Source organism: Brevibacterium luteolum (assembly GCF_025147615.1).
Classification (GTDB): Bacteria; Actinomycetota; Actinomycetes; order Actinomycetales; family Brevibacteriaceae; genus Brevibacterium; species Brevibacterium luteolum.
Genome location: NZ_JALXPM010000007.1, coordinates 19,231 through 45,030, shown reverse-complemented (window position 1 = coordinate 45,030; position 25,800 = coordinate 19,231). Strand labels below are relative to the sequence as shown.

The following is a 25,800-nucleotide window of genomic DNA, read 5'->3' as shown; positions in this document are numbered from 1 at the left end:
GGTAGTGCCGGTGGGGTGCAGGCAGGGCTGTGGGGCACAATGGGGGCATGCCCACGATCCCGCAATCACTTGCCCACGACCTGCAGTCAGCCGGGTACTATCCGCAGCTGGCCGCTGAGATGCTGAGCGAATCGCTGTTCGGTGAGCCGGTCGTCTCACACCTGGTGCACATGGAGACCCACGTCGACCTCGACGCGATCCACCGCCACCTCACCGCCTTCGTCCTCACCCCGAGCAGGCTGCTGCTCACCCACATCGACGACGAACCGCAGACCGAGCTCGGCACGATGCCCCGAGGACTCACCACCACCGAGGACATCGCGCTCGCCCGCGTGAGCACCGCGCTCATCTCCCGCACCTACGACAATCCAGCCGACTTCGAACCCGGTGAACGCCCCGTCGAAGTCGCCCTCACCCTGGGCTGGGGATCGATGCGCCGCATCGACACGGTGCCCGAATCCTGCGGCGACCCCGACTGCGACGGCGACCACGGCTACTCCGGCTCCAGCTATCCCGAGGACGTCACCCTGCGGGTCTCCGCCCAGGCCGAAGGGCAGGCCGCTGTCGACCAGGCGCTCGACTTCGCCCTCAACCTGCGCCGTCTGGTCTTCGAGGCCCGCCGCAGCGCTGGCCTGTCCGGCGGGCTGTGAGCATGCAGACGCGCCAAGCCCCTGACTACCGGAACTCCCCGCTGCTTTCCGATGTCATCCCGGCTGCCGCGATCAGCCTCGGGGCCCGGGAGATCCTCGACGACGGAGCTGCTGAGCGGGCGCTGAAGCTCGACTTCGATGCCGAACCGCGGGTGGTCGTCGTCGCACTCATCGACGGACTCGGCGCCGAGCTGCTGCGCGCACGGGCCGCCCACGCCCCGTTCCTGCGCGGACTGCTGCCGGACATGCTCGCTATGAGCGCAGGCTTCCCGTCGACGACGGCGAACTCGCTGTCCTCCCTGGGCACCGGGATGCTGCCCGGCGCCCACGGGGTGGTCGGCTACCAGCTGCTCGACCCGGAACGCGAGATCGTGTTCAACCAGCTGACCTGGGATCCTGAGGTCGATCCCGAGGTGTGGGTGCCGGATACGACGATGTTCGAACGCCTCGTCAGCACCGGGGTCGACGTCGTCAGCCTCGGTGAGCCGAAGTTCGCCGGCCGCGGGCTCAACCAGGCATCCCTGCGCGGCGGCCGGTTCCGCGGCTCACGCACGATGAGCCAGCGCGTCGATCACGCCCTCGAAGAGATCCGCCGGCCCGGCAGGCGCCTCGTCTACTTCTACTGGGGCAACCTGGACAAGACCGGCCACGTCCACGGCGTCGACTCATGGCATTGGCTCGAAGAGCTCGAAGAGGTCGACGGGCACCTGTCGCGACTGGCCAACGGCCTGCCGCATGACGCCCAACTGGCCATCACCGCCGACCACGGCATGGTCGACGTCCCGCATGAGGGCCGCCTCGACCTTGCCGACCATCCGCACCTGCGCGAGGGTCTGCGTGCTGTGGGCGGCGAACCGCGTGCGGTGCACCTCTACGTGCGGCCCGGCGCCTGGGAAACCGTCCACACCGCCTTCGCGGAGGCTCTCGGTAACCGGGCGCTGGTGATGACCCGTGAGCAGGCGATCGCCCGCGGCTTCTTCGGACCCGTGCGCCCGCAGAACCTCCAGCGCATCGGCGATGTCATCGTCGTCTGCGAGGCCGGCACCGGCATCGTCGACTCCGAACGCGACACCCCCTCATCCCTGGCCCTCATCGGCCACCACGGCGGCATCACCAGCCAGGAACTGGCGATCCCGCTCTTACGCACATAAGCCGGCCACCGCCTCGGGCGCGGGGAGTGACACGCGGTCAGCGCTCGTCGAGGGCCAGCACCTCACGGCGGCGCTTCCTGCGCCTGGGGGTCACGCGGTAGACGACGAGGCGGTACATGAGGTAGCGGAAGATGTTGCCCAGACCGACCCCGACGACATTGGCGGAGATGTTGTCGGCCAGTGCCGAGCGGAAGCCGAGCAGGTAGTTCGAGACCCACAGACACGCCATCGCGATGAGCAGGCCGATGGCGTTGACGACGAAGAACCACACCGCCTCACGGGTCGCTGAGCGGTTCCTGCCGTCTCTGAACGTCCAGTAGCGCGAACCGAGCCAGGCGACGAGGGTGGCGAGGGTGACGGAGATGATCTTCGCCCACATCGGGCCGATCCCGAGAGCCTCGGGGCGCAGCAGGTTGAAGACGAGGAAGTCGACGCCGAAGGCGACGAGGCCGACGACGGAGAACTTCGCGACCCGCTTGGCCTCCTTGCGCATCTCCATGACCGCGCACCTGTCTGTCGTCGGGATCCGTGGTTCCTGCCGCTTCCGAGATTACCGGACGCGCATGCCCGGCGGTCGCAGACCCTCCGACTGCCCACGGTGTGGTGACGGGTACAGTGGTGCTGTGACTTTTCCCAAAGTAGGAGTGATCGGCGGAGGCCAGCTGGCGCGCATGATGGCCCCGGCCGCCGAGGCGCTGGGCGTGGGATTCCACGTGCTGGCCGAAAGCGACGATGTCTGCGCCACCGAGGTCTCCGCCCATGTGACCGTCGGCGACTACCGCGACTACGGCACGCTCAAGGCGTTCGCCGAGACCGTCGATGTCCTCACCTTCGACCACGAGCACGTGCCGCCGGAGCATCTCCGCGCCCTTGCCGAGGCGGGCCACCGGTGTCATCCCGGTCCCGAGGCGCTCATCCACGCCCAGGACAAGCTCGTCATGCGCGCCAAGATGGACGAACTCGGCCTGCCGAACCCGCGCTGGGCGCAGGTGAGCTCGACCGAGGAGCTCGAGGCCTTCGGTGCCGAGATCGGGTTCCCGCTCATCCTCAAAACCCCGCGCGGCGGCTACGACGGCCACGGCGTGCGCGTCATCGACGCCGCCTTAGAGGCCGCCGACTGGCTGGCCGAGGGCTCACCACTGCTGGCGGAGGAGAAGATCGACTTCACCCGCGAGCTCGCCGTCATGGTCGCCCGCTCGCCGATGGGCCAGACCGCCGTGTGGCCGGTCGTGGCGACCTACCAGCAGGACGGGATCTGCAAGGAGGCCCTCGCCCCGGCCCCCGGTCTCGACGCCGAGCTGGCCCGGCAGATCTCTGCCGATGTGCTGCGGGTGGCAGGCAGCCTCGAGGTCACCGGCGTCATGGCGATGGAGATGTTCGAGACCGCAGACGGCTACGTCGTCAACGAGCTGGCGATGCGCCCGCACAACACCGGCCACTGGAGCCAGGACGGCTCGATCACCTCGCAGTTCGAACAGCACCTGCGCGCCGTCCTCGACCTGCCGCTGGGCGACCCGGCCGCCCACGCACCGGTGACCGCGATGGTCAACGTGCTCGGCGCTGACCGCGACGACCTCTACCACGCCTACCTGCACGTCATGGCCCATGACCCGCAGGTCAAAGTCCACATGTACGGCAAGCAGGTGCGGCCCGGCCGCAAGCTCGGCCACGTCAACCTCACCGGCTCTGACGCCGCCGAGGTGCTGCGCCGGGCCCGGCATGCCGCCGACTACATCGCCGGCACCGACCCCGATCCACACCCGGACCATCGCGCCGGAGGCGAAGAGCACCTCGTCGGCGGGGGCACCGGCCCAGCTGCAGAAGGGAACCGTTCATGACTGAGCCAGCCACCGCCTCGACAACGGGTCCGGTCGGCATCGTGATGGGATCGGACTCCGACTGGCCGACGATGCGCGCGGCCGCCGAGGTGCTCGGCGAGCTCGGCATCGCGGCCAGCGCCGAGGTGGTCTCCGCCCACCGGATGCCCCACGAGATGATCGAATGGGGCACCATCGCCGCCGAGCGCGGGATCCGGGTCATCATCGCCGGTGCCGGGGGAGCGGCCCACCTGCCCGGCATGCTCGCCTCGGTCACCTCACTGCCGGTCATCGGCGTGCCGGTGCCGCTCAAGCAGCTCGACGGGATGGACTCCCTGCTCTCGATCGTGCAGATGCCAGCTGGCGTGCCCGTGGCGACCGTCTCGATCGGCGGTGCCAAGAACGCCGGCCTGCTCGCCGCCCGCATCCTCGGGGCAGGCGAGTCAGAGGACGCTGCTGCGATCCGGCAGCGACTCGATGGCTACCGCAACGAACTCAAGGCCACCGCCGAGGCCAAAGGCCGCGCGCTGCTCGACCAGCTCGACGGCTGACCCCCACTCGACCCGACCCGGCACCTGTGTGCCGACGCATCACCTGACAAGGAGAGACATGTTCGACATCTACCAGCTGAGCGATGACCACGAAGCGATCCGCGAAGCCGTCCGCGAGGTCGTCGACGCCAAGATCGCCCCGCACGCCGCCGACGTCGACGCCAACGCCCGCTACCCGCAGGAAGCCCACGACGCGCTCGTGGCCACCGACTTCTTCGCCCCGCACATCCCCGAGGAGTACGGCGGCGTCGGCGCCGATGCGCTGGCGACTGCCATCGTCATCGAAGAGGTCGCCCGCGGCTGCGTGTCGTCTTCACTCATCCCGGCGGTCAACAAGCTCGGCTCGATGCCGGTGCAGATCGGCGGCTCTGAGGAGATCAAGCAGAAGTACTTCCCGGCCGTGGCCGCGGGTGAGTCCGGGTTCTCCTACGGCCTATCCGAGCGCGAGGCCGGCTCTGATACCGCGAGCATGAAGACCCGCGCAGTGCGCGACGGGGATGACTGGGTGCTCAACGGCGTCAAGACCTGGATCACGAATGCCGGTGTGTCCGATTTCTACACCGTCATGGCCGTCACCGACCCCGACGGGCCGCGCGGTCGCAACATCTCCGCCTTCGTCGTCGAGAAGTCCGATGAGGGCTTCTCCTTCGGTGAGAAGGAGCGCAAGCTCGGCATCAAGGGCAGCCCGACCCGTGAGCTGTTCTTCGAGAACTGCCGCATCCCCGGCGACCGGATCGTCGGCGAGGAGGGCCAGGGACTCAAGATCGCCCTGCAGACCCTCGACCACACCCGCGTTACGATCGCTGCGCAGGCACTCGGCGTGGCCCAGGGTGCGCTCGACTACGCGATCGGCTACATCAAGGAGCGCAAGCAGTTCGGCAAGCCGGTCTCGGAGTTCCAGGCGCTGCAGTTCATGGTCGCCGACATGGGCATGAAGCTCGAAGCCGCCCGCCAGCTCACCTACGCCGCTGCCGCCAAGAGCGAGCGCAACGACGACGACCTCGGCTACTTCGGTGCTGCTGCCAAGGCGTACGCCTCGGATGTCGCCATGGAGATCACCACCGATGCCGTGCAGCTGCTCGGCGGTGCCGGCTACGTGCAGGATCATCCGGTCGAACGCATGATGCGCGATGCCAAGATCACCCAGATCTACGAGGGCACCAACCAGATCCAGCGCCTTGTAATGGGCCGCAAGCTGCTGGGGTGATGTGACGCTGATGGGGCCGGTGCGGACGCGTTACGCGTTCACACCGGCCCCATTATCGTCTCCGGATTACTCTCCGTCCTGTTGGGTCAGCCGATCGCCGACAAGATGAGGAGATAGGTGCTGACGACGCCGATCATGACGAGCACCGGCGGCACCGTGTAGCCGACGACCTCACCGAACTTCAGCTTGAAGTTCGCGAGGTACGGCAGCGCGAAGAACGGGATGAGGAGATTGAACACCGCGTCACCCATCTGGTAGGCCTGCATGACCAGGCTGAAGTCCGCCTGCAGGTCGAGTGTGGTGGGAACGATGTACGGAGCCTCAATGACGAACTTGGAACCGCCGGACGGGACGGCGATGTTGAGGATTCCCGAGTAGAGGAACGCGATGAACGGCCAGGTCGTCGCGTTCGAGATGGCGGTGAACGCCTGCGAGATCAGGACGCCGAGTCCGGTGGCACTGATGAGGCCGAAGATTCCTGCGTAGAACGGGAACTGCAGGATGAATCCCCACGTGCCGGAGATGCCCTCACGCACGAGTCCTGCGTAGTATTCAGGGCCCTGATTGGCGCACAGCAGAATGCCGAGGGTCAGGAACAGGAAGTTGTAGGCGTTGAGGTCGAGGCCGGCGATGCCGGTTGCAGCGATATTGAGGATGCTGAAGGCCAGACCGATGCCGCCGACCACGATCATGACGATGCGGCTGGCGTTGGCGCGCTGTGCCGGGGTGTTGCGTTCGACGATCGCCGAGGCGGCACCTGACTCAAGCTCCTCGAAGACCGAAGCGTCGACCTGCTTCATCTTCGTCTGGTCCTTCGGGTGCATCAGCAGCATGAAGATGATGCCGACGAGCATGCAGGCGACGAGCAGAAGGCCGAAGTCCGGACGGACGACGGTGTCGGTCAGCGGCACGGAGACCGGGGTCGCTTCGACGTGGGAATCAGGCACCAGATCGCGCAGGTACTCCGGGGTGGCTGCATACAGCACTGCGGCTCCGGACATGCCGGCTGCTCCGGGGACCATGCACATGAACAAGGTGGCCACGAGGACCGGTGCGTGGAGTTTGATATCGCGCTTCTTCGCCTCGGCCAGGAGCTCCTTGCCGAGGACGATGCCGCCCATCATGCCGAGTCCCCAGTGCACGAAGCCGAGGAGGCTGGCAACGGTTCCGGCCAGGATGATCACCTGTGTGCGGTTCTTCGGGATCCGGGCGACCCAGGTAAGCAGGCGCTTGGCCGGGGGAGAGGTGGCGACCGCGTTGCCGGTCGCCAGCAGCACTGTCATCTGCATCGTGAATTCGAGCAGGTTCCAGAAGGAACCCGTCCATGCAGACACGAGCGTGACCTCTTCGGCATCCGATGACCAGAACGAGGTCCCGGTGAGGAAGAAGGCGAGCGCGCCGACGATGATGGTCAGGGCTAAGCAGATGACGAACGAATCCGGCATCCAGCGGATGAACCAGGCAAGGTACCGGTCGAGGAACTTTGGCTTACGTTCGAGGTTGGTGGTCGAGCTCATGTGTGAAGTTCTCCTTGGAAAATGTGCGTGCCGGCGGGCATGCGCGAATGACGCTGGGCTCAGCTGTGCTCGCGCAGCTGCTTCTTGTTGATCTTGCCGACGGCCGTGACGGGCAGAGCGTCGGTGAGGTGGACGTACTTCGGCCGCTTGTAGCTGGAAAGCACGTCCCGGGAGGCGTTGATGATGTCGCCGGGCTCGACACCCTCACGTGCGGGTACGACGTAAGCGGTGACCGCCTCACCCCAATCCGGGTGAGGAGTGCCGACGACAGCGACGTCTTGGACGAGATCGAGCGCAGACAGCGCCTGTTCGACCTCGCTGGCGTAGACGTTGAAGCCGCCGGTGATGATCATGTCCTTCTTGCGATCGACGAGGTAGACGTAACCGTCTTCGTCCATGTAGCCGAGGTCGCCGGTGTAGAGCCACCCGTTGCGGACTGTCTCCTCTGTCGCTTTGGGACGGTTGAGGTAGCGGTCCATGACATAGGGCGCGCTTCCGATGACTTCGCCGACCTCATGCGGATCGCAGTCGGTGTCGTCATTGCGCACGACGCGCACGGCGGCCATGAGCGAGCGCTGGCCACAGCTGCGCAGCCGTTTGGGGAAGCGGTCGGCATCGTGGTCGTCTTTGCGAAGGCGTGTGAGGAAGTTCGGTGCCTCGGTCTGTCCGTAGAGCTGCATGAACACCGGGCCGAAGATCCGCAGTCCCTGACGCAGTCGCTCCTCCGAAATGGGGGAGGCGCCGTAGAGGATCGTCTGCAGTCGGCCGGGATCGAATTTCGGGCGTTCCTCGGTCGCATCCAGAAGCCGGTTGATCATGGTCGGCACCATGAACAGATACGTCACGCCACCGGTCTCGATCTTGTTTAGGGTGGACTCCATGTCGAACTGCTTCATCACCTCGACAACGGCTCCCTGCAGCAGACCGGCGAGTGCAAGGACGCCTGCGCTGTGGGGGAGCGGCGAGGACAGCAGCAGGTGATCGTCAGCCGTGATCTCGGTTTCGATGACGTGCGAGAGGAGATTGGAGGCGAAGCCCTTCTGCAGGTGGACGACACCCTTCGGCCGGCCGGTCGTGCCTCCGGTGTACATGATCAGCGCGATATCCTCGGCGCTGACAGCAGGCAGCTCCTGTGCGGCATCTGCTGTGAGCGGGCCGTCGGCGTCGGCCACCGCGACACGTCGTTCGTCGGAGACGCTGAGGATGAGCTTCTCCAGAACGGATTCGCCTGTCGCATCGGACAGCGTGCCTCTGCGAGCATCCGATGTCAGCACCAGCTTCGCACCGGAATCGGATAGGATGTAGGTCATCTCTGCTGGCGAGAGCATCAGGTTGATGGGGACTTTGGCAGCGCCGACGGATGCGATCGCCAGGTCGGCGACGAGGTATTCGGCGCTGTTGTCCAGCATGATGGCCACCGGGTCGCTGGCTTTGACCCCTCGTGCGATTAGAATGCTGGCGACTTCGCGTGCGGCATTGTGCAGCTCCCGGTACGTCCAGGTTCGTCCGTCGGCGATGACGGCTGTGCGGCTCCCGTGCTTCTTGACTGCCGGCAGAACCAGGTCCCGGATGACATCACATTGCATCGTTGCGACTCCCTCTCCCTTGAGCGATGTGGCCCGCGCCACGTTGTCAGTCAGGATGTCGCACGCATGCAGGGCTGGCTATGTGAATCGGGTACAGACTTCCGGCCGTCGCCTGTCAGATCGTCACAGGGCTGTCGTTGGTGTCGTGCGGGCCGCTAGCACGGCAGCCATGCGCACGGCAGTCTCCGCGCGATACCGGTCGTCGGTGCGGGCGAAGCTGAGGTCGAGCAGTTCTTCGATGCGGGCGATGCGGTTGCGCACAGTGTTGTAGTGCACGTGGAGCTCGGCTGCGGTGTCGCCGAGGTGTCGGTCGTTGGCCAGGTACGAGCTGATGGTTGTCATGTAGTGCGTTCCGTGGCGCTCGTCATGGGCAATGATCGGCCCGAACGTGTCCGTCACCATCGCCTGGAGCTGGGCATTAGGGATGCTCGCCAGCCCCTGAAGACCCAGAGCCCGGGCGCTGGCGAACCCGTCGATGCTGGTCTGCGGGTTGGACATGCCCACGGTGCATGCGGCCCGTGCTTCATCGTAGGAGATGGACACCTCATGCAGCTGTTCTGTGCGACGTCCGATACCGGCGACGAATCTGCGGCTGTCGCCTGGGCTTCCTTCGGCCGTGCCTTTTCGCTTCCGACGATGCTCTTCGCGGCCAAGCAGATCTGCGATCTGAAGTGAGAGCTCTTCTTCCGACCCGCCGTTGCCGATGATGACGACAGTGGACTCATCGCGATGATCGACAAGATAGTCCGGGAACGTCGTGCGCAGGTCGCTGTGGAAGCGCTCAGAGATCTGATCGGCCTGGTCCCGTGCTCTGATGACGATAACCCGTGCATCTGATCCGATCGGTGAGCACCCGATGAGCGCGAGTCGCCGCTGAATATGGGCCGAATTAGTAAAGTTGCCGGTCAGCAGCTTCTCCTGGAGGTCTCCGCGTAGCGTCTCGATTGTCGCCGACCGCTCGCAGAGGCGCAGCAGCTGAAGCTTGAGCGCATGAAGAGCGATCCGGGCAGACGGCTCGGTGAGGGTCGTGTCCTCATCGACGCAGGACAGGTGCACCGTCAGTCTGCTCTGCGGGCTGAGCCGGCTGGAGATTTCTACTCCATGGCATGATGCCCGGTCTGGACCGGATGCTCCGATGACTGAATTGTGGCGGTCATGCAGTTCGATCCGGGCGTTGAGGTAAACCGCGACTGCATCCAGAGCGTGATTGACCGCCGATGCCGAGCTCAGCAGCTCGACCAATTCGATGGCCGACGTCAGGTGGGAGTCGGCTGCTTCGGCTCGTCGCCGGGCGTCGCTGGCCCGAGCTTCTGCCAGGCGGACGCGATCGAGCTGCGCCAGGCGCACCGAGAGATGGTCGGCGATCGACTCCAGCTCGTCGATGTCCTCTGAAGTCCAATTCCGCTGCCGTCGGTCTGCGGCATACAGCACCCCAAGCGCTGCGTCGTGTGCCATGAGCGGAGACACGAGCACTGACCCGATCTTCTCGTTGTCGATCAGCCGTTTGGCGGGCACCCTGCGTGAGTCGTGCAGATAGTTGCTGCTCTTCTGCGTGCGCTGCAGCGACGCAGCCTTCCCGCCGATTCCCTCACCGACGGCCAGATGCCAGTCCGCTGCCATCTCTGGCGTCTGAAGTCCGTGGTGGGCTCCGATGTGCATCTCAGCATCAGCCTTGACCACACCCGTCCATGAGATGTCGCACTGCACCACCGCGACGACATGGCGGACCGCCGCCTGCATCGCCTGAGTTGAATTGTTCGCTGTCAGAAGGGACGAAAGAAACTGTCCCGTTTCAGCTGCCATCGAAGTCCGATCTGCGAAGTGCCAGTGGAGCCCTCATCTTAGGGGAGCCTGCGGCACAGCGAGGGGGCTTCTCACAGCTTGTACACGACCGACTGACAGCAAGACACGCGGACACTCGCAGCTGGATTCTCCCAGGCAGTCTCAGGCTTGAGCGCTAACCTGGTTCAGTACCGACGCGACGTCCCCGTGCGGCGCAGCTGCCGCACCCCGCGTCACACCGCCTCCGGCGCGTGCGACCTGCCCCATGACGAGGACGTGAGAGCGCACGCCAGCAGACGGGAGGCAGCCGATGGCCGAGCGCAGGCCCCTGAAGTACATCGACCCGGTGCGCTATCCGGAGCATGCCAACCAGCCGGTGTGCAACGCCCGCGGCTGGATCCTGCTCGCGTCAACGATCCTCGTGCCCGGTTCCGTGCAGTCGCTGTTCCGGGTGCGCCGATGGGCGAAGTTCTCGCTCACGCTCACCCTCGTCGGCTGGGCACTGCTGCTCGTCGCCGCATTGACCGCGATCTTCGCCCGCGGCTTCCTCATCACCCTGGGCACCAACCCGTTCGTGCTCACCGGCGTCACTGCATTCCTCGCCGTGTTCACGCTGAACTGGATCGTGTGCCTGCTCGACACCGTGCGCCGAGTCAAGCTTGTGACCCTGTCGCCGAAGGTGCGGCGCACATTCCTGGCCGCCAGCCTCGTATGCACACTCGTCATCGGCGGGGGACTGGCCTGGGGGACGATGATGATCAACAGCCAGCGCCAGCTCATGACCGGTGTGTTCGCTGCCGGCTGGGGTCAGCGCGCCGTCGACGGACGCTACAACATCCTGCTGCTCGGCTCCGATGCCGGCAAGGGACGCACCGGCATCCGGCCTGACAGCCTCTCGCTCATCTCGATCGACGCCAAGACCGGCAAGGCGGTCAGCATCGGGATGCCGCGCAATATGCAGAACGTGCCCTTCCCCGACGAGTCCCCGCTGCACAAGCACTACCCGCAGGGCTTCAACTGCGGCGACGAATGCATCCTCAACGCCGTCTACCAGCAGGGCGAGAAGCACGCCGACGAGTTCGACGGCAAGACCCCCGCCGGCATCCAGGCGACCAAGGACGCCGCCGAAGGCGTCACTGGGCTCAAAGTGCAGTATTACGCGATGATCGACCTCAAAGGCTTCGAGCAGCTCATCGACGCCATGGGCGGCATCGACATCGTCTCCGGCAAACGCGTGCCGATCTCCTCGAAGGTCAACCCGAAGACCGGCAAGCACGGCCCGGTCAAAGGCTGGATCGAACCCGGCGAACAGCACCTCGACGGCTACCACGCGCTGTGGTACGCCCGCTCCCGCGAGTTCTCCAGCGACTATGAGCGCATGGTTCGCCAGCGCTGCGTGCAGCAGGCGATGCTCAAGCAGCTCGATGCCTCGACGGTGATGCTGCGGTTCCAGGACATCGCCAAAGCCGCTCCCGAGGTGGTCTCCGCTGATATCCCGCAGCTGCAGGTTGATAAGTTCGTCGACCTGGCGATGAAGTCGCGGGAGCACCAGATGGAATCGCTCAACCTCACCCCGCCGAAGGTCAACCCGACCCACCCGGACTTCGGCGCCGTCCACGAACTCGTCTCCTCGACGATAGAGGCCTCCGAGGAGGACGCGGAGGACACCGCCGCTGGCATGTATGCTCCAGCCGGCGCGGCCCTGGCGACCAGCGGCATGCACCTCACCGCAGCTCAGCCGGAAGGCGGCAATGGCAAGGACGAGGACGACAAGGCCATCTGCCACGTTCCCTGACCGGTCGCCCAGCCCGGTTCCCGCACTCACGCCCCGCTACCTCGGCGACGGCGTTCCGTGACCCGGATGTCAGGAGTCTCACCGAGTTCGCAAGGGGATCACAAAAATTTTTCAGGCCTCTCGAGCCGCATGAACACGCCGAACGACATCGCTGTAATTCCTCTTGCGAGGCTTTTTTCAAAGCGACACGCCGCGAAGTATGTAACAATTCTGTCATGTTGAGCTGATTCGTCATCATGCCAATGACGGTAATCGCTCGTGAAGCCTATCTTCCCTGTCTTCCTCGCAAAGGCTGAAACGATGAGAATACTGATACCCGCTGTGGCGACGTGTGCCGCAGCCGTCATGACCTCGACACTGGGACTGGTGCTGCCGGCCTCGGCCGACACCGTCACGCCCGACATCGAGAAGAAGTCGCTGACCGATGTCAGCGAGCCAGGTCTCGAAGCCCCCGGCGCCCGCGCAGCCTCCGGCAGCGCAGCCGATGCGGCGAATCAGTCGATGACCAATCTGCCCAACCTCATGAAGTCCGATGCGTTCATCCAGCAGATGAGCGTCGGCAGCTCCGGCGTCTTCGGCGCCAGCGCCGCTCCCATGAGCACCGCCCCGGGCGAGCTCGGTGGCGGCGAGGCCCCCGAAACCGGAGGCGGCTCGGACGAATCCACCGAGGCCCCGACTGAGACGAGCAAACCGGACATGTCCGGCAGCGTCCAGGAGAAGACCGAAGACGGCGTCAACATCGCCGCGATCTCCGACGTCCTCGACGTGCCCGCCGGCCGTTCCTCGGTCATCGGCGCGGCCTACCAGGGCACCACCAACGTCACCATCGAGGTGCGCGTGCAGTCCGCCGACGGCTGGTCGCCGTGGGAGGAAGTCGAGCACGAGAACGGCCAGGGAGAGGGCACCGAGGGCACTGAGCCCTTCATCGTCAACTCCGCGACCGCCGTGCAGATGCGCGTGCTGGGCGAGGACGCGCCGCAGAAGGCCGAACTCGTCCTCGTCGACCCGAAGTCCTCACCGGCAGACGCCGATGCCGTGGCCAGCAACGCCCCGGTCGTCGACGCCGCCGGCGCGACCGACGGCGCTGAGACTGAGGGAACTGCTGACACCGGGGCCGGAGATCCGGCCGGGGAAACCGATGCGCAGCAGCCCGAGTACGACGCACAGAACGCCGCCTACGTCCCCGGTGACGCCGCTGTGGCGAACACCTCGATGAAGAAGGTGCCCAAGCCCTCGATCGGCTCCCGCAAGTCCTGGGGTGCCAAGGAGAGCCTGCGCAAGGGCAAGCCGAGCTACGCCAACGGCGTCAAGGCCACCGTCATCCACCACACCGCAGGCTCGAACAACTACAAGGCCTCCGATGTGCCGGGCATCCTGCGCGGCATCTACAGCTTCCACACCAAGGGCCGCGGCTGGTCCGACGTCGGCTACAACGTGCTCGCCGACAAGTACGGCCGCCTGTGGGAGGGCCGTGCCGGAGGACTCGACCGGGCCGTCATCGGCGCCCACGTCGCCGGCTACAACACCGGCACGTTCGGCATCTCGGTGATGGGCACCTTCGAGAAGTCCGCACCGCCGAATGAGACCCTGCGCGCCGTCGAGCACGCGATTGCCTGGAAGCTCTCGGCCAACGGCGTGCCCGCCAAGGGCAAGACGACCGTGGCCGGCAAGCGGATCAACACGATCGTCGGTCACCGGGACCTCGGCAACACCTCGTGCCCGGGAGCTGCTTTCTACTCCAAGATCGGCGGCATGCGCAATGCCATCGAGAAGATGCAGAAGGACGGTTCGGGCCCGAAGGAGGAGAAGCCCAAGGAGGACAAGCCGAAGCCGAAGCCGCCGAAGCAGACTCCGATCGACAAGTACGCCGAGAAGAACGCCGACAAGCTCGGCAAGGCCACCGGCAAGGAGTACGGCTTCCAGGGCGGCACCGCCCGCGACTTCGAGAAGGGCGCGGTCTTCCACAAGAACGGCAAGACCTTCCTGCTCAAGGGCGCGATCCGAAGCATGTACAAGGATTCGATGCGCGACACGCTCGGCTTCCCGACCTCCGATGAGCGCGGCGGCCTGAAGAACGGCGGTGTCTACCAGAAGTTCGAGAAGGGCTCGGTGCACTGGACGAGCGCCACCGGCGCGCAGCCGACGCACGGCATCCTGCAGAAGTACTGGGGCTCGAAGGGCTACGAGAAGGGCCACCTCGGCTACCCGACTGAGGCGCCGAAGTGCTCCGACGGCCGCTGCGAGCAGCTATTCGAAGGCGCTCGCCTGGTCTGGGCCAACGGCTACGGCACCACCGAGTTCTCGCCCACTGGTTCGATCGAGGGAGGGGCCCGGGATCACAACCGGGCCTCGCCCCCGGGCGACGACAACGATTCGCCTGCTGACGACGGGGAAGGTCCAGCAGACGACGACAAGAACAACAAGGACGATAAGAAGAAGGACGACTCCAAGAAGAAGGACGATTCCAAGAAGAAGGATGATTCCAAGAAGAAGGACGACTCCAAAAAGAAGGATGACTCCAAGAAGGACAAGCCCAAGAAGGATGAGAAGAAGTCCAAGGCTCAGCAGGAGAAGGAGCTGCGGGACAACATCATCAAGACCGCCCGCAAGGGCATGGGCGTCCGCTACGTCTGGGGCGGCAACACCACCAAGGGCTGGGACTGCTCGGGCTACACCGTGTGGGTCTACAAGCAGAACGGCATCAACCTGCCGCGCCACACCTCGGCGCAGAAGGCTGCCGGCAAGGTGATCCCGGCCTCGCAGGCCAAGCCCGGTGACCTCATCTGGGTCCCTGGCCACATCGGCATCGTCTCCGAGACGAAGGGCCAGATGTACGACGCCGGCTCCAAGCGCACGGGCACCACGAAGCGCTCGTACAGCTGGATGCTCAAGCGCGGCGCGGTCTTCGTCCGAGTCATCGACTGACACCACTGCCACAGGCGCCTCGCACCCTCCCGGTGCGGGGCGCCTGTCGCATCCCCAGGACACCTCGGCGTCACCTGCGGTTCACAGCTGCCGCCTACGGTTGGTCTTCGTCCTCGTGCAGCCCTAGGCTGACACCATCGAAGCGAAGGGAAAGACGTGCGGTTCCTGTCAAACACAGTTCAGCGCTACGCCTGGGGGGCACCCAGCGGCATCCCCGAGATCCTCGGCCAGCCTGTCACCGGCGAGCCGGCCGCAGAGCTGTGGATGGGCGCCCATCCCGTCGCCCCCTCCCAGCTGCTCGACGCCGACGGCCAGCCGGTCGCCTCGCTGCTCGAATGGGTTGAGACCGCACCCGAGGCGACACTTGGGAAGGCATCGATCGGCGCCTTCGGCAACCGGCTGCCGTTCCTGCTCAAGATCCTCGCAGCGGAAACCGCCTTGTCGATCCAGGCGCACCCATCACTCGACCAGGCACGTGCCGGCTACGCCCGCGAGAACGCCGCCGGCATCCCGCTCGATGCTCCTGAGCGGAACTACAAGGACGATTCGCACAAGCCCGAACTCATCTACGCGCTGACTGAATTCCACGCCCTGTGCGGTTTCCGCCGTCCGGAAGCAATCACTGCGATGCTCGACCGCTTCGCCTCAGCCCTCGACGCCGCTGGTGAGCAGACTCAGCTGCCGGCCCTGGCCGACTGGCGCGACGCCCTGGCGTCTGAAGATCTGAAGCAGGCGACGGGCCTGCTGCTGCGTGAACGCGACACCTACGGCAGTCTCGCCGACACGCTTGCACACATCGCCATCGACCCGGTGCCCGCCGACGATCCCTCACACGCCGGCTCGGCCGTCGACCCGGCCCTGACCCTGCGGGAAGTCCAGGCCGATTTCCCGCACGATCCCGGCGTGCTCGTCGCGCTCATGCTCAACCGCCTGCGGCTCGAACCCGGCCAGGCGCTGGCCCTTGACGCCGGGATCCTGCACGCCTATCTCGGCGGGCTCGGCATTGAGATCATGGCCTCGTCTGACAATGTGCTGCGCGGCGGACTGACGAGCAAGCACATCGACGTTGAGGAACTCGACGCCGTGGTGAGCTACACACCCGGCCAGCCTGAACTCGTCACTGCTGATGATTCCGGCGTGCTGCGCGGGGCGACTGATGACTTCGCCCTCCAGGTCATCGACACCGCCGAGGACCGGGAGGTCCACCGCGCGGGACCTGCCATCCTGCTGTGCACCTCGGGCACCTTCACCTGCAGCGACAGCACCCGCCTGCAGGCAGGCGACTCCGTGTTCCTCGCAGCCGAGGTCCCAGTACTCACCGTCACCGGCTCCGGGCGGCTGTTCGTCGCCACCACCGGACTGCCTGATCAGTCCTGAGCTACGGGAACGCGCGCACTGTCGCGGATCGCCTCCTGGTCGTCTTCCGTTCTGAATTCGACGACGATCTCTCCGCCGATCTCGGAGCGGGGGAATCCCACGAAGCCGAGCTGGTGGGAATCGGGGAGGAGACGTCGCGGGAGGACGGAGTTGAGGCCGTGGTCGACCTGCTCTCCACCGGGATTCCGGTAGACCGCTGAGGTGACCGGTTCGATGCTTCGGTCGTAGGAGTGGAATCTGATGACGACGACGAGCAGCTGTTCGTCATCTGCTGACTGGGCAGCCGACAGCACCTCGAAGCCAGCGATATCGTGGGACGTGACCATCTTTCCGCCGCCGATCACGAGGCGCTCGCCGACGCTGGTGCCGTTGGCTGAGAAGTCCGACAGCTTCCCGTCTTCGAACGTGAAGTCTGCGTAGTCGGTGCACCTGCCGTGCTGACACACCGATACCGCATCGTCAGCGACTTCGACATCGCTGCTGCGATGATCCAGCCCGTTGGCGTTGTTTGCCCTGGCCACATTCAGCTGATGAGCGAGATAGCGGGCCGCCGTGGAATCCTCGACAGCGGTGTCCGCGGCGTTCTCGATCTCCGCCGGATCGCTCGAAGCGAATGCGGTGAAGTACGCGTCGACGACTGCCTTTTCCGATTCCGGTTCAGGCTACGGAGCAACCCCGCTGCATCCGGCCAGCAGCAGTGCGGACCCGGCGGCTGCGGAGACGAGTGCGCTGATCTTCATGACGTCCTCACAGAAGGGGAGCTGATCGGGAGCCGACCGCCTCCGGCGAGGCGGCCGGCAGCCGACAGCGTCTAGAGCTGCATCTCCGGCACATCGCCGTCGACGTTGAGGGTGGCGCCGGTGGCCTCGCGGATCTCCTCAATACTGACGCCGGGGGCACGTTCGACGAGGGTGAACGAATCGCCCTCGACGTCGAGCACGGCGAGGTTCGTGATGACCCGCTGGACCACACCCTTGCCGGTCAGCGGCAGCGCGCACTCTTCAAGCATCTTGTGCGAGCCGTCCTTGGCGACGTGGTCCATGATGACGAGGACCTTGCGGGCGCCGTGGACGAGGTCCATCGCCCCGCCCATGCCTTTGACCATCTTGCCGGGGATCATCCAGTTGGCGATGTCGCCGTTGACGGCGACCTGCATCGCACCGAGGATCGCGACGTCGATCTTGTTGCCGCGGATCATCCCGAAACTGGTGGCCGAGTCGAAGTATGACGAACCCGGCAGCATCGTGACGGTCTCCTTGCCGGCGTTGATGAGGTCGGGGTCGAGCTCATCCTCCGTCGGGTACGGGCCCACACCGAGCAGGCCGTTCTCGCTCTGGAGCACGAGGTGGACGCCCTCGGGCACGTAGTTCGGCACGAGGGTCGGCAGCCCGATGCCGAGGTTGACGTAGGCGCCGTCGGGCAGCTCTTGTGCGGCCCGTGCTGCGATCTGCTGTCTGGTCAGTGCCATCTCAAGCCTCCCGTACTGTCTTCTTCTCAACCGGCTTGTCGGCGGCCTCTTCGGGGCTGAGCACGACGATCCGGTGGACGTAGATGCCCGGCAGATGCACGTCATCGGGTGCGATCTCACCGGCTTCGACGATCTCCTCGACCTCGGCGATCGTGATCCGTCCGGCCTGGGCGACCGGCGGGTTGAAGTTCCGGGCCGAGGAGTGGAAGACGAGGTTGCCGTGGCGGTCGGCCTTGGCCGCGCGCACGAGCGCGAAGTCGGCCGGCAGCGACTCTTCGAGCACGTACTCCTGCTTCTCGCCGAAGGTCTCGAAGGTCTTCGTCTCCTTGGCGGGGGATTCCTTGACGACGTTGCCCTCGGAGTCGTACAGCCACGGCATGCCGCCCTCGGCGACCTGCGTGCCCGCGCCGGTGATCGTGTAGAAGGCCGGGATGCCCGCACCTGCCGCGCGCAGCTTCTCGGCCAGGGTGCCCTGCGGGGTGAGCTCGACTTCGAGCTCGCCGGAGAGGTACTGGCGGGCGAACTCCTTGTTCTCACCGACATAGGAGGCGATCATCCGCCCCACCTGCCCGGATTCGAGGAGCATGCCCAGTCCGCGGCCATCGAGGCCGGCGTTGTTGGAGATGAGCTCGAGATTGTCCGCGCCCTGGTCGCGGAGTGCGCGGATGAGGTACTCGGGCACGCCGACGACCCCGAATCCGCCCACTGCGATCGTCGACCCGCTCGCAATGTCCTTCACAGCCTCAGCTGCTGATGCAACTACTTTGTCCATGCCACCATTCTGGCATGACCCGGATCACATCGAGACGGCAGGTCCGCTCAGCGTCACCGTCCCCGCCACCAGCGCCGCAAGCACTGCTGCCAGCTCCTCACCATCCACCGGGATTCCGGTGGTCTCAAGCTCCGTTCCCGAGGCGGTGGGCACCTCCCGGCTGTCGCTCGCCACCTGCTCGCCGCCGGGCAGTGTCAGGCTGATCTGGGTGCCGGGGATCGGGCACACGTCGGGGTGGGCCCGGACCTCGGAGTTGAAGTCGATGCAGCCCTCCGGCGCCTCGGCTGCCAGCGCAAGTGCCGGTGCCGCGTAGACGAAGACCTCATCTGCCTCAGTGGTGATCTCATCTGCGGCATGCGATTCATCAGCAAACGCGACCCATTCCGCCTCGGGCGGCTCCGAATCCGCGCTGAGCAGCGCCACCGGCGCATCGAGTCCGAAGGCGGCCAGCATCGCCGCCAGTGCCCGCCAGTGCAGGGGACCGGTCTCGTCGAGCACAATCCCGACACCCAGATCCTGGCCGACTCCCGCCTCGGCGAACAGGCTCGTAGTCTTGTACACCCAGTTCGCCACCACCGTGCCGGTGAGTTCCAGCCGCTCACTGCTTTCCGGCAGGTAGGTGAGCACCGGGTAGCGGCGAGAGGAAAGTGCGTCGATGAGCTGCTGCATGGGGTCCTTTTCTTCTCAGGGCTGCGGGTGGGCGAGTTCGATCGAGAGTCTCGCACCGGTCGGGGAGCCGTTGTCAGCCCAGGTGTACTGGGTGCTGGCCTGCAGGTCCTCGCACCACAGTGCGGACTGCAGGCGGTCGACGAGTGCGCCGAGGCCGAGGGTCGCTTCGATGAGAGGGTGCCCGCCGGCGCTCGACCGTGCTGGGGAGTCGGCAGGGGAGATGAGGATCTGTCCGCCGGAGCCTGCGACGCGCATCCGCCACGCCGACTGGCCGGGGGTGCGGGCCGCACCGCGGCGCACGACCGCCAGGGCACGCGAGACCTTCGTGAGGATGTCGTCATCACCGTCAGCCGAGGCCGGTGCGACGTCGAGGCGCTGGCAGCCGAGTGACCGGTGGACGGCCTCCACGTGACCGTAGCGGAACCAGTCCTCGACGAACTCCCGGCCCAGCTCCCGAGCGCTTCCCCCGTCTGCACGCACATGTGCACCCATGCCGCGCACGACGGCAGCCGGCAGGCCGCGCGCGGCGCCCTTGACGAGGTCGGCAGCAGCGGCGATCTCATCGGCGATCGCCCGCACCGTCACGCCCTGCCGCCGCCCGGAGTCATCGAGCCGCCCGCGCTGGTCATCGAGCACTTCGATTCCGGCCGCGCCGATGGCGATGTCGGCCACGCCTGCCCGCCACGGCCGGGAGGTCGAATCGGAGATGACAATGCCGAGCGTCGCGCCCAGCTCGCGTGAAAGCTTCGCCCGCAGCTTCTCAGCCGCCGCATCCGGATCAGCCGGCTGCAGCAGCACAGTGCCACCACCGCCTGCACCGTCCCGGGTGCCGGTGTTCGAACGATCGAGCCCGCCGGCGGCCTGCACGGTGCCGATCGGGGTGCGGGTGATCGCCACGGTCGCAGGGCCTCGGGCAGTGTGAAAGGTCCGCGCGGCCACAGTCCCGGTCGAATGCTCGGTGACGAGGCGTTCGAACTCCGTGCGGTCTGCTGCGGTGCGGATGAGCCCGTCGGCCTTGGCGACGAGCTTCGAGGCGATGACGAGGATGTCGCCGTCCTTGATCTGGATGCGGTTGTTTGCGATCGCCCAGGAGATCTCGACGGCCAGGTCGTCACCGGGTGAGATCTGACGGATGCCGGGGATCGCGTAGGCGGTCAGCAGCCGGCTGGAGGGCGGCGGGGTTGGTGCGGGGCCGTTCATAGCCTCCATCATGTCACCTTGCCCTCAGCGGTGCCCGCGCCAACAGGTGTGGCGAGGAAAACCGCAGAGATCACAGAATGGCACCAGTTGTGGTCAGTGCATGCCACGGGCGCCATATGTAGTGATAAAGGGCACTCTGGGTTGGAACACCCGTTCGAATGGGCTGCGGCTGGGTCCTTTGAATACCAAACAGGCGCTTGACTAATAGGTAATGACACGCGTGTAATTTTAGGTACGGGAAGGCCGGATGACCGTACAGAAGCAGGGGAACGGCACTGAGGTTCTCCAGCGCTTCACGGCATCCGGCAAGCGAAAGGGGAAGACCGTGACTACTGCACGCAACTACGCGAGACAAGAGCAGCCGGCATTGCAGCCGGCCGTCTCCGCACCGGGTGTGACCGCGCGAACCGCCGAAGACTGGTTCGTCGATCCGACCCGCGCCACTCCGACCATTGTTCCGGATCCGCTCCAGCTCGATCCACTCGACCTGAGCCCAGTGCCGGGTGAGCCGACGCAGTCGGAGAGTCTGGCGGCCGTCTCACCGCTGTCGCTGCTGCTCGGCGACGCCGACGAGACTGCGCTGAGCTGGCAGGACCAGGCGCTGTGCGCCCAGACCGATCCCGAGGCGTTCTTCCCTGAGAAGGGCGGCTCGACGCGCGAAGCGAAGAAGGTCTGCGCCTCCTGCGAGGTCCGCTCCGAATGCCTCGAGTACGCGCTGCAGAACGACGAGCGCTTCGGCATCTGGGGCGGGCTGTCCGAACGCGAACGGCGGCGACTGAAGAAGCGGGTCGTGTGAGTTTCAGTGTTGCGGCCGTCATCCGCACTGGCGGCCACACCGTCAGCCGAGCCTGGCTGACAGCACTGCGGCGCCATTTCCCTCAGATCACCTCGGTGGCGCTGCTCGACGACTCTCGGACAGCGCAGAAGCTCGCCCGCCGGCGCCGGCGGAATCCCGAACTGCCGGCGGGCGAGACCCTCACCGCAGCCGAACTGGTGTCCTCCCCGGACCTCGAGCGCGCTGACTACGTCTGGTTCCTTTCCCCTGACTCCCTTCCGGAACCCGACTGCCTCACCCAGCTGCACACCCGGCTCAGCGCCGCCGACACACTGGCCGTCGTCGGTCCGAAGATCCTGTCTGCCGACGGTGACCTCGTCTCCGTCGGCGTGACGACCACCGCTGATGGCGCCCGCTACTCACCGGTCAGCCCCGGTGAGGAGGACGCCGGACAGCACAACCGCCGCGAGGACGTCTTCGCCGTCGACGAACCCGGCATGCTCGTCGCCGCCGCCGTCGTCCGCCAGCTCGGTGTGCCCTCTGAGACCCTGTCGGTGAGCTACCGCGGCATCGAATACTGCGACCGGCTGCGCCGAGCTGGCCACCGCGTCGAAGTCGTTCCCCAAGCCCGCATCGCCATCCCGACCGAGGGAATCGGCCGCTACTACTCGTCCCCGCGCCCGCTGCCGCACAAGCACATCGTCCGCCACGAGCACCGCTACCGGCTGGCGACCGCCACCCGCGGCCGCTCGAGCATCATGCAGCTCAAACTCACGCTGCTCGCTGTTCTCAAAGCACTCGGCAACCTACTCGCCAACTCACCCGATGAAGCCTCCTGGTGGCTCGGCGCCGCCTGGGCGCTGCCGCAGGACGCCCACGCCACCCGCCGGCTGCGCCGCTACCGCACCGGAGGCAGCCTGCCGGCCAGCGTCTACGCCAGCAAACACGACCTGCGCTCGGCCCGGCGCGAACTCGCCGGAGTCGGCGGCGAGGTCGCAGCCGACCACCTGCGCGAAGACGGCGCGCTCAACACCGCCGGCGACCTCGCCGAGTTCTCCGGCATCGACACCCGCACCAAGCGCAGCCTGCTCTTCCACCCGCTCGTCGTCATCATCGTCGTCAGCTCGATTGCCAGCGCGCTCATGTTCTACCGGCTCATCGGCCCCGGCGCGATCACCGGCGGCGCCTGGGCCCGCCTCGACGTACCCTTCGCCGAGGTCGTCACCAGGATCTTCTCACCGGTCCTCGAACTCGGCCTCGGCAGCTCGACGCCAGCCGATCCGCTGCTGAGCGTGCTGGCGATCCTCAGTCTGCCCTTCGGCGGCAGCCTCGACCTCATGCTGCGCAGCCTCTGGCTGCTCGCCCTGCCGCTGGCAGCGACCATCATGTACCTGTGTGCTGGCCGCGTCGTGCCCGCCGCCGGACTGCGGGCTCTGCTGGCCCTCATCTGGATCGCCCAGCCCGCCTTCCTCATCTCCTTGCACGGCGGCCGCGTCGGCACCGTGCTGTCCTGGATTGTCGCCCCGGCCGCACTGTGGGCACTCGACCGCTCGATCCACTACCGGTCGGTCGCCGCAGCCGCAGCCTGCGGGCTCGCCTTCGCCGTCATCATGGCAGGCTCACCCTTCCTCATCGTCCCGATCATCATCGTCGTCATCGCGGTCATGATCCTCTACCGGTCGACCAGCTTCATCTGGGCGCTGCTGCCCGGCATCGGCCTGTCCTGGCCGTGGCTCATCGCCGCCATCCGCCAGCCCGATGCGCTGCTGACCAACCCCGGCCGAGTCCTCGACTACGCCCAGCCGCACAGCTTCCAGCTCGCTCTCGGCTGGGCCACCCGCCCGCAGCTGGGCGTCCTGGAGAACTGGCTGCCCGCAGCTGCCGTGCCGTGGGTGCTCGCCGCCCTGCTGCTGCCGCTGCTCGCCGCTCTCGTGCTCGCAGCCCTGCGGGTGCGCAACAGCCTCGCCGTCCTCGGTCTGGCCGTCGTCTGCTACTCCGCAGGACTCGCCGGCGCGATCGTCCAGGCTGCACTCGAAGGACAACTCACCGCCGACGGACTCGTCGCCTCCTTCACCGGCGACTCGATGCTGCTCATCGGCCTGGGCTTCTGCGGCTTCACCGCCGCCGCGCTGTGGCCGGTGGCCTTCGACCGCGGCTCCCGGGTGCGCAACTACGCGCTGCGCGGCCTCATCCCAGCCGGCGCACTGCTCATGATCACCGCCTTCACGCTGCAGTCCCTGCTCGTCGGCACCCCGATCCACCGCACCACCGCCTCGCCGCTGCCGGCCTTCGCCGCCGAACGCCACACCGGTGCGCTCGGCCAGCAGACCCTCATCCTGCAATCGGATGACGACCAGCTCTACGGACAGCTCGTCACCCCGGAGTCGAACACCATCCTCACCACCTCGACGATGCACGAAGCGCGCAGCATCAGCGGCCACCCCTTCGACCGCCGTCCTGTCGCCATCGACGACGCCGACATCGCACTCGCCCGCGTCATCGGCCGGCTCACCAGCGGCAGCGGAGACGACACCCGCACCGCGCTCGACCAGCTCGGCATCGGCTTCGTCGTCATCCGCGGATCCGGGGCCAGCGAACTGGCCCAGACCGTTGCCGTCTCCCCAGGTCTCACCCGCCTCGGGGCCACCGATCAGGGGCTGCTCTACCAGGTGGTGCCCGACGGATCACCGCTGTCCTCAGCCTCCGTCGTCGCCGATGACGGCAGCCTCAGCCCCGTCGAGATCGTCGACGGCCGCGGAGAAATCCCGGCAGGCGCCGGCCAGCGCACCCTCATCCTCGCAGAGCGAGCCGGACTGGCCCGCGTGCAGATCAACGGTCAGGACGCCGTGCGCGAGGAGGCCCGCACCGGCGCGCCGAGCTGGCAGGCCGCCTATCAGCTGCCCGACGAGGCATCGACGGTGACCATCAGCTACACCTACCCGCAGTACGCGATCGGCGTGGGCATCGGCTGGGTGCTCGTCTTCGTGTCCGTGCTCGTCGCAATCCCCTTCGGCAACCGGTCGCGTGCCCGCACCGCCCCACGGCCGGCGACCACCGCCTCGGGCACGGCCGAACACCGGACCGACGAAAGGGTCAGCGCATGAACCGCCGCAACCTGCGCTCCGTGCTCACCTTCACCGCGATCGGGCTGCCGGGCCTCATGATCGCGGTGACCGGGTACCTGCAGCCGCTGGCCGGCGGATCCGTGCCGCGCGGGGCCGAGCAGGTGCGGCTGCCAGCCACCGACACCGTGTCGATGTGCCCCGGGCCGTTCAAGACCGAAGACGATGCTGCCGGCACCGATGAGGAGTTCCAGACCAGCGAGGTCCCGACCCCGACCGTGCGCACCGCCTCGGCGCTGACCCAGGCCCCGGACTCGACGATCCTCGCCGCAGGAGTCGAATCCCGGACGCTCGGCGGCGAAGACAACTACACGGTCGGGACGACCAACGGATTCGTCTCCGGTGCCGACGAGCAGCAGGCTCCGACGACCGTCACCGGTGTGGCCGAGGGTGAGAACCCTGCTCTCGTCTCCGCGGTGCAGGTGACCCGCGCCGATGACGGCGACTGGGCTGGGGTCGCAGCCCTCGAATGCGTCCGCCCGGCCACCCACGCCCGGTTCGCGACCTCCGGTGCCTCGGCGACCGACGATGTGCGCCTCGTGCTCACCAACCCAGGCGAGACGACGATCACCGCGACGACCGAGGCGACCGGCGCGCACGGCCCGATCGACATCGGCGGTGATGCGACCGTGAGCCTGCAGCCGCGCGAGCAGCGGGTCATCCAGCTCGGTGCGATCGCTGCTGAGGAGCCCGAGGTGGGCCTGACGGTGAGTGCTGACGGCGGGCTCATCGGCGCGGTCCTGCAGCATGCCAAGCGCTCCGGGCTCACCGCCGAGGGCATCGAGATGAGCGGGCCGGTGGCCGACCCGGCGCGCGAGGTGTACCTGCCCGTGGCCGTCGGGGGACCGGCACGGCTGCGTCTGAGCAACCCGAACGGCGAGCCGGTCAGCGTCGATGTCAGCGCTGTCGGCGTCGACGGGCCGGTCGATCTGGCCCGCTCGGGCACCTCGATCCCGGCACACGGCACCGTCACCCTCGACATCGGCGAGATCCCGCCCGCCGCCTTGACGATCACTGCCGGAGACCGGGTCACCGCCGCCGTCGAGGTCACCCGCGACGGAGACGGCGGAGCTGACTTCGCGGTGTTCCCAGCGGTTGACAAGCTGAATTCGCGTCAGCTGCTCATGCTGCCGGAGAATACCGGCGCGACGATGCTGTTCGGCCCCGGTGAGGGCACGCTCGGGGTCGTTGGCCTGCGCAGTGACGGCTCAGCGACCGGGCAGTTCCCTGTCGACCTGTCCGGCGACCGGGCCACCGAGGTCAACCCCGCCGAGCTGCTCGGCGACGACACCGCTGCGGTCATCATCGAAACGCCTGCCGATGTCAGCGCCTTCGCCGCCGGTGTGGCCCTGACCGGTCGGGGCATCAGCGCGCTGACCGTGCCCGATGCGCCGTCGGGCATCGGCTATCGCAACATCCGGCTGACGGACTGAACG

Annotated in this window: 21 protein-coding genes; 12 read left to right on the top strand and 9 right to left on the bottom strand. The window is 66.8% G+C overall.

The annotated features are described in order from the left end of the window. Positions 1-47: 47 nt before the first annotated feature. Both M3C25_RS03015 and M3C25_RS03010 read left to right on the top strand, forming a co-directional pair. Positions 48-650: a DUF5998 family protein gene (locus M3C25_RS03015; protein WP_259855019.1), complete on the top strand. Its 603-nt coding sequence runs from the start codon at positions 48-50 to the stop codon at positions 648-650. Between the two features lie 2 nt (positions 651-652). After that, positions 653-1,801: an alkaline phosphatase family protein gene (locus M3C25_RS03010; protein ID WP_259855046.1), complete on the top strand. Its 1,149-nt coding sequence runs from the start codon at positions 653-655 to the stop codon at positions 1,799-1,801. A 37-nt stretch (positions 1,802-1,838) separates the two neighbouring features. Here M3C25_RS03010 and M3C25_RS03005 read toward each other — a convergent pair whose 3' ends face one another. Then, positions 1,839-2,300 carry a GtrA family protein gene (locus tag M3C25_RS03005; RefSeq protein WP_259855017.1) on the bottom strand — a complete coding sequence of 154 codons (462 nt, stop codon included), beginning with the start codon at positions 2,298-2,300 and terminating at the stop codon, positions 1,839-1,841. 172 nt (positions 2,301-2,472) lie between these two features. Here M3C25_RS03005 and M3C25_RS03000 point away from each other — a divergent pair, with 172 nt between their 5' ends. The 3 genes from M3C25_RS03000 to M3C25_RS02990 are packed head-to-tail and all read left to right on the top strand — an operon-like array spanning position 2,473 to position 5,376. Continuing rightward, the gene (locus M3C25_RS03000) at positions 2,473-3,639 is read left to right on the top strand and encodes a 5-(carboxyamino)imidazole ribonucleotide synthase (RefSeq protein ID WP_259855045.1); all 1,167 of its coding nucleotides are present in this window, start codon (positions 2,473-2,475) and stop codon (positions 3,637-3,639) included. Then, positions 3,636-4,169 (top strand): 5-(carboxyamino)imidazole ribonucleotide mutase, encoded by a 534-nt coding sequence (gene purE, locus M3C25_RS02995; protein WP_259855016.1) that lies wholly within the window; start codon positions 3,636-3,638, stop codon positions 4,167-4,169. The genes M3C25_RS03000 and purE overlap by 4 nt, the downstream gene beginning before the upstream one ends. Before the next feature lie 58 nt (positions 4,170-4,227). Further along, a complete protein-coding gene (locus tag M3C25_RS02990; RefSeq protein WP_259855015.1) occupies positions 4,228-5,376 on the top strand; it encodes an acyl-CoA dehydrogenase family protein in 1,149 nt (382 codons plus the stop codon). A gap of 86 nt (positions 5,377-5,462) precedes the next feature. Here M3C25_RS02990 and M3C25_RS02985 read toward each other — a convergent pair whose 3' ends face one another. The 3 genes from M3C25_RS02985 to M3C25_RS02975 form a co-directional block, all read right to left on the bottom strand. Next, positions 5,463-6,893, bottom strand: a complete 1,431-nt coding sequence (locus M3C25_RS02985; protein WP_170274741.1) for a TIGR00366 family protein — start codon at positions 6,891-6,893, stop codon at positions 5,463-5,465. Between the two features lie 59 nt (positions 6,894-6,952). Continuing rightward, the gene (locus M3C25_RS02980) at positions 6,953-8,479 is read right to left on the bottom strand and encodes an AMP-binding protein (protein ID WP_170274742.1); all 1,527 of its coding nucleotides are present in this window, start codon (positions 8,477-8,479) and stop codon (positions 6,953-6,955) included. Between the two features lie 123 nt (positions 8,480-8,602). After that, entirely contained in the window at positions 8,603-10,219 is a 1,617-nt protein-coding gene (locus M3C25_RS02975; RefSeq protein ID WP_170274743.1) for a helix-turn-helix domain-containing protein, read from the bottom strand. Between the two features lie 352 nt (positions 10,220-10,571). Between M3C25_RS02975 and M3C25_RS02970 the strand changes: the two genes are divergently transcribed. From M3C25_RS02970 to manA, 3 genes are all read left to right on the top strand, one after another. Then, on the top strand, positions 10,572-12,056 hold the full coding sequence (locus M3C25_RS02970; protein WP_259855013.1) for an LCP family protein: 1,485 nt from the start codon (positions 10,572-10,574) through the stop codon (positions 12,054-12,056). 300 nt (positions 12,057-12,356) lie between these two features. Next, positions 12,357-14,981 carry an NlpC/P60 family protein gene (locus tag M3C25_RS02965; protein WP_259855012.1) on the top strand — a complete coding sequence of 875 codons (2,625 nt, stop codon included), beginning with the start codon at positions 12,357-12,359 and terminating at the stop codon, positions 14,979-14,981. Positions 14,982-15,137: 156 nt separating this feature from the next. After that, on the top strand, positions 15,138-16,358 hold the full coding sequence (gene manA / locus M3C25_RS02960) for a mannose-6-phosphate isomerase, class I (RefSeq protein WP_259855010.1): 1,221 nt from the start codon (positions 15,138-15,140) through the stop codon (positions 16,356-16,358). Here the strand turns inward: manA and M3C25_RS02955 are convergent. Then, complete coding sequence (locus M3C25_RS02955) at positions 16,349-16,879, bottom strand: hypothetical protein (RefSeq protein WP_259855009.1); 531 nt, start codon at positions 16,877-16,879, stop codon at positions 16,349-16,351. The genes manA and M3C25_RS02955 overlap by 10 nt on opposite strands. Before the next feature lie 31 nt (positions 16,880-16,910). Here M3C25_RS02955 and M3C25_RS02950 point away from each other — a divergent pair, with 31 nt between their 5' ends. Continuing rightward, positions 16,911-17,123 carry a hypothetical protein gene (locus M3C25_RS02950; protein ID WP_259855007.1) on the top strand — a complete coding sequence of 71 codons (213 nt, stop codon included), beginning with the start codon at positions 16,911-16,913 and terminating at the stop codon, positions 17,121-17,123. A 46-nt stretch (positions 17,124-17,169) separates the two neighbouring features. Here the strand turns inward: M3C25_RS02950 and M3C25_RS02945 are convergent, their stop codons facing one another. Genes M3C25_RS02945 through M3C25_RS02930 form a run of 4 tightly spaced genes read right to left on the bottom strand, consistent with a single transcriptional unit; the run spans position 17,170 to position 20,467 of the window. Then, positions 17,170-17,826 carry a CoA transferase subunit B gene (locus M3C25_RS02945; RefSeq protein WP_259855005.1) on the bottom strand — a complete coding sequence of 219 codons (657 nt, stop codon included), beginning with the start codon at positions 17,824-17,826 and terminating at the stop codon, positions 17,170-17,172. 1 nt (position 17,827) lies between these two features. Next, a complete protein-coding gene (locus M3C25_RS02940; RefSeq protein ID WP_165883314.1) occupies positions 17,828-18,598 on the bottom strand; it encodes a CoA transferase subunit A in 771 nt (256 codons plus the stop codon). Positions 18,599-18,622: 24 nt separating this feature from the next. Beyond that, positions 18,623-19,267, bottom strand: a complete 645-nt coding sequence (locus M3C25_RS02935) for a TIGR03089 family protein (protein WP_259855003.1) — start codon at positions 19,265-19,267, stop codon at positions 18,623-18,625. A gap of 15 nt (positions 19,268-19,282) precedes the next feature. Continuing rightward, positions 19,283-20,467 carry a coenzyme F420-0:L-glutamate ligase gene (locus M3C25_RS02930; protein ID WP_259855001.1) on the bottom strand — a complete coding sequence of 395 codons (1,185 nt, stop codon included), beginning with the start codon at positions 20,465-20,467 and terminating at the stop codon, positions 19,283-19,285. A 325-nt stretch (positions 20,468-20,792) separates the two neighbouring features. Here M3C25_RS02930 and M3C25_RS13100 point away from each other — a divergent pair, with 325 nt between their 5' ends. The 3 genes from M3C25_RS13100 to M3C25_RS02915 are packed head-to-tail and all read left to right on the top strand — an operon-like array spanning position 20,793 to position 25,797. After that, positions 20,793-21,263, top strand: a complete 471-nt coding sequence (locus M3C25_RS13100; protein ID WP_311200488.1) for a WhiB family transcriptional regulator — start codon at positions 20,793-20,795, stop codon at positions 21,261-21,263. Beyond that, positions 21,260-24,346, top strand: a complete 3,087-nt coding sequence (locus tag M3C25_RS02920) for a glycosyltransferase family protein (RefSeq protein WP_259855000.1) — start codon at positions 21,260-21,262, stop codon at positions 24,344-24,346. The genes M3C25_RS13100 and M3C25_RS02920 overlap by 4 nt, the downstream gene beginning before the upstream one ends. Then, the gene (locus M3C25_RS02915; RefSeq protein ID WP_259854997.1) at positions 24,343-25,797 is read left to right on the top strand and encodes a DUF5719 family protein; all 1,455 of its coding nucleotides are present in this window, start codon (positions 24,343-24,345) and stop codon (positions 25,795-25,797) included. The genes M3C25_RS02920 and M3C25_RS02915 overlap by 4 nt, the downstream gene beginning before the upstream one ends. The last annotated feature ends 3 nt before the right edge of the window (positions 25,798-25,800 follow it).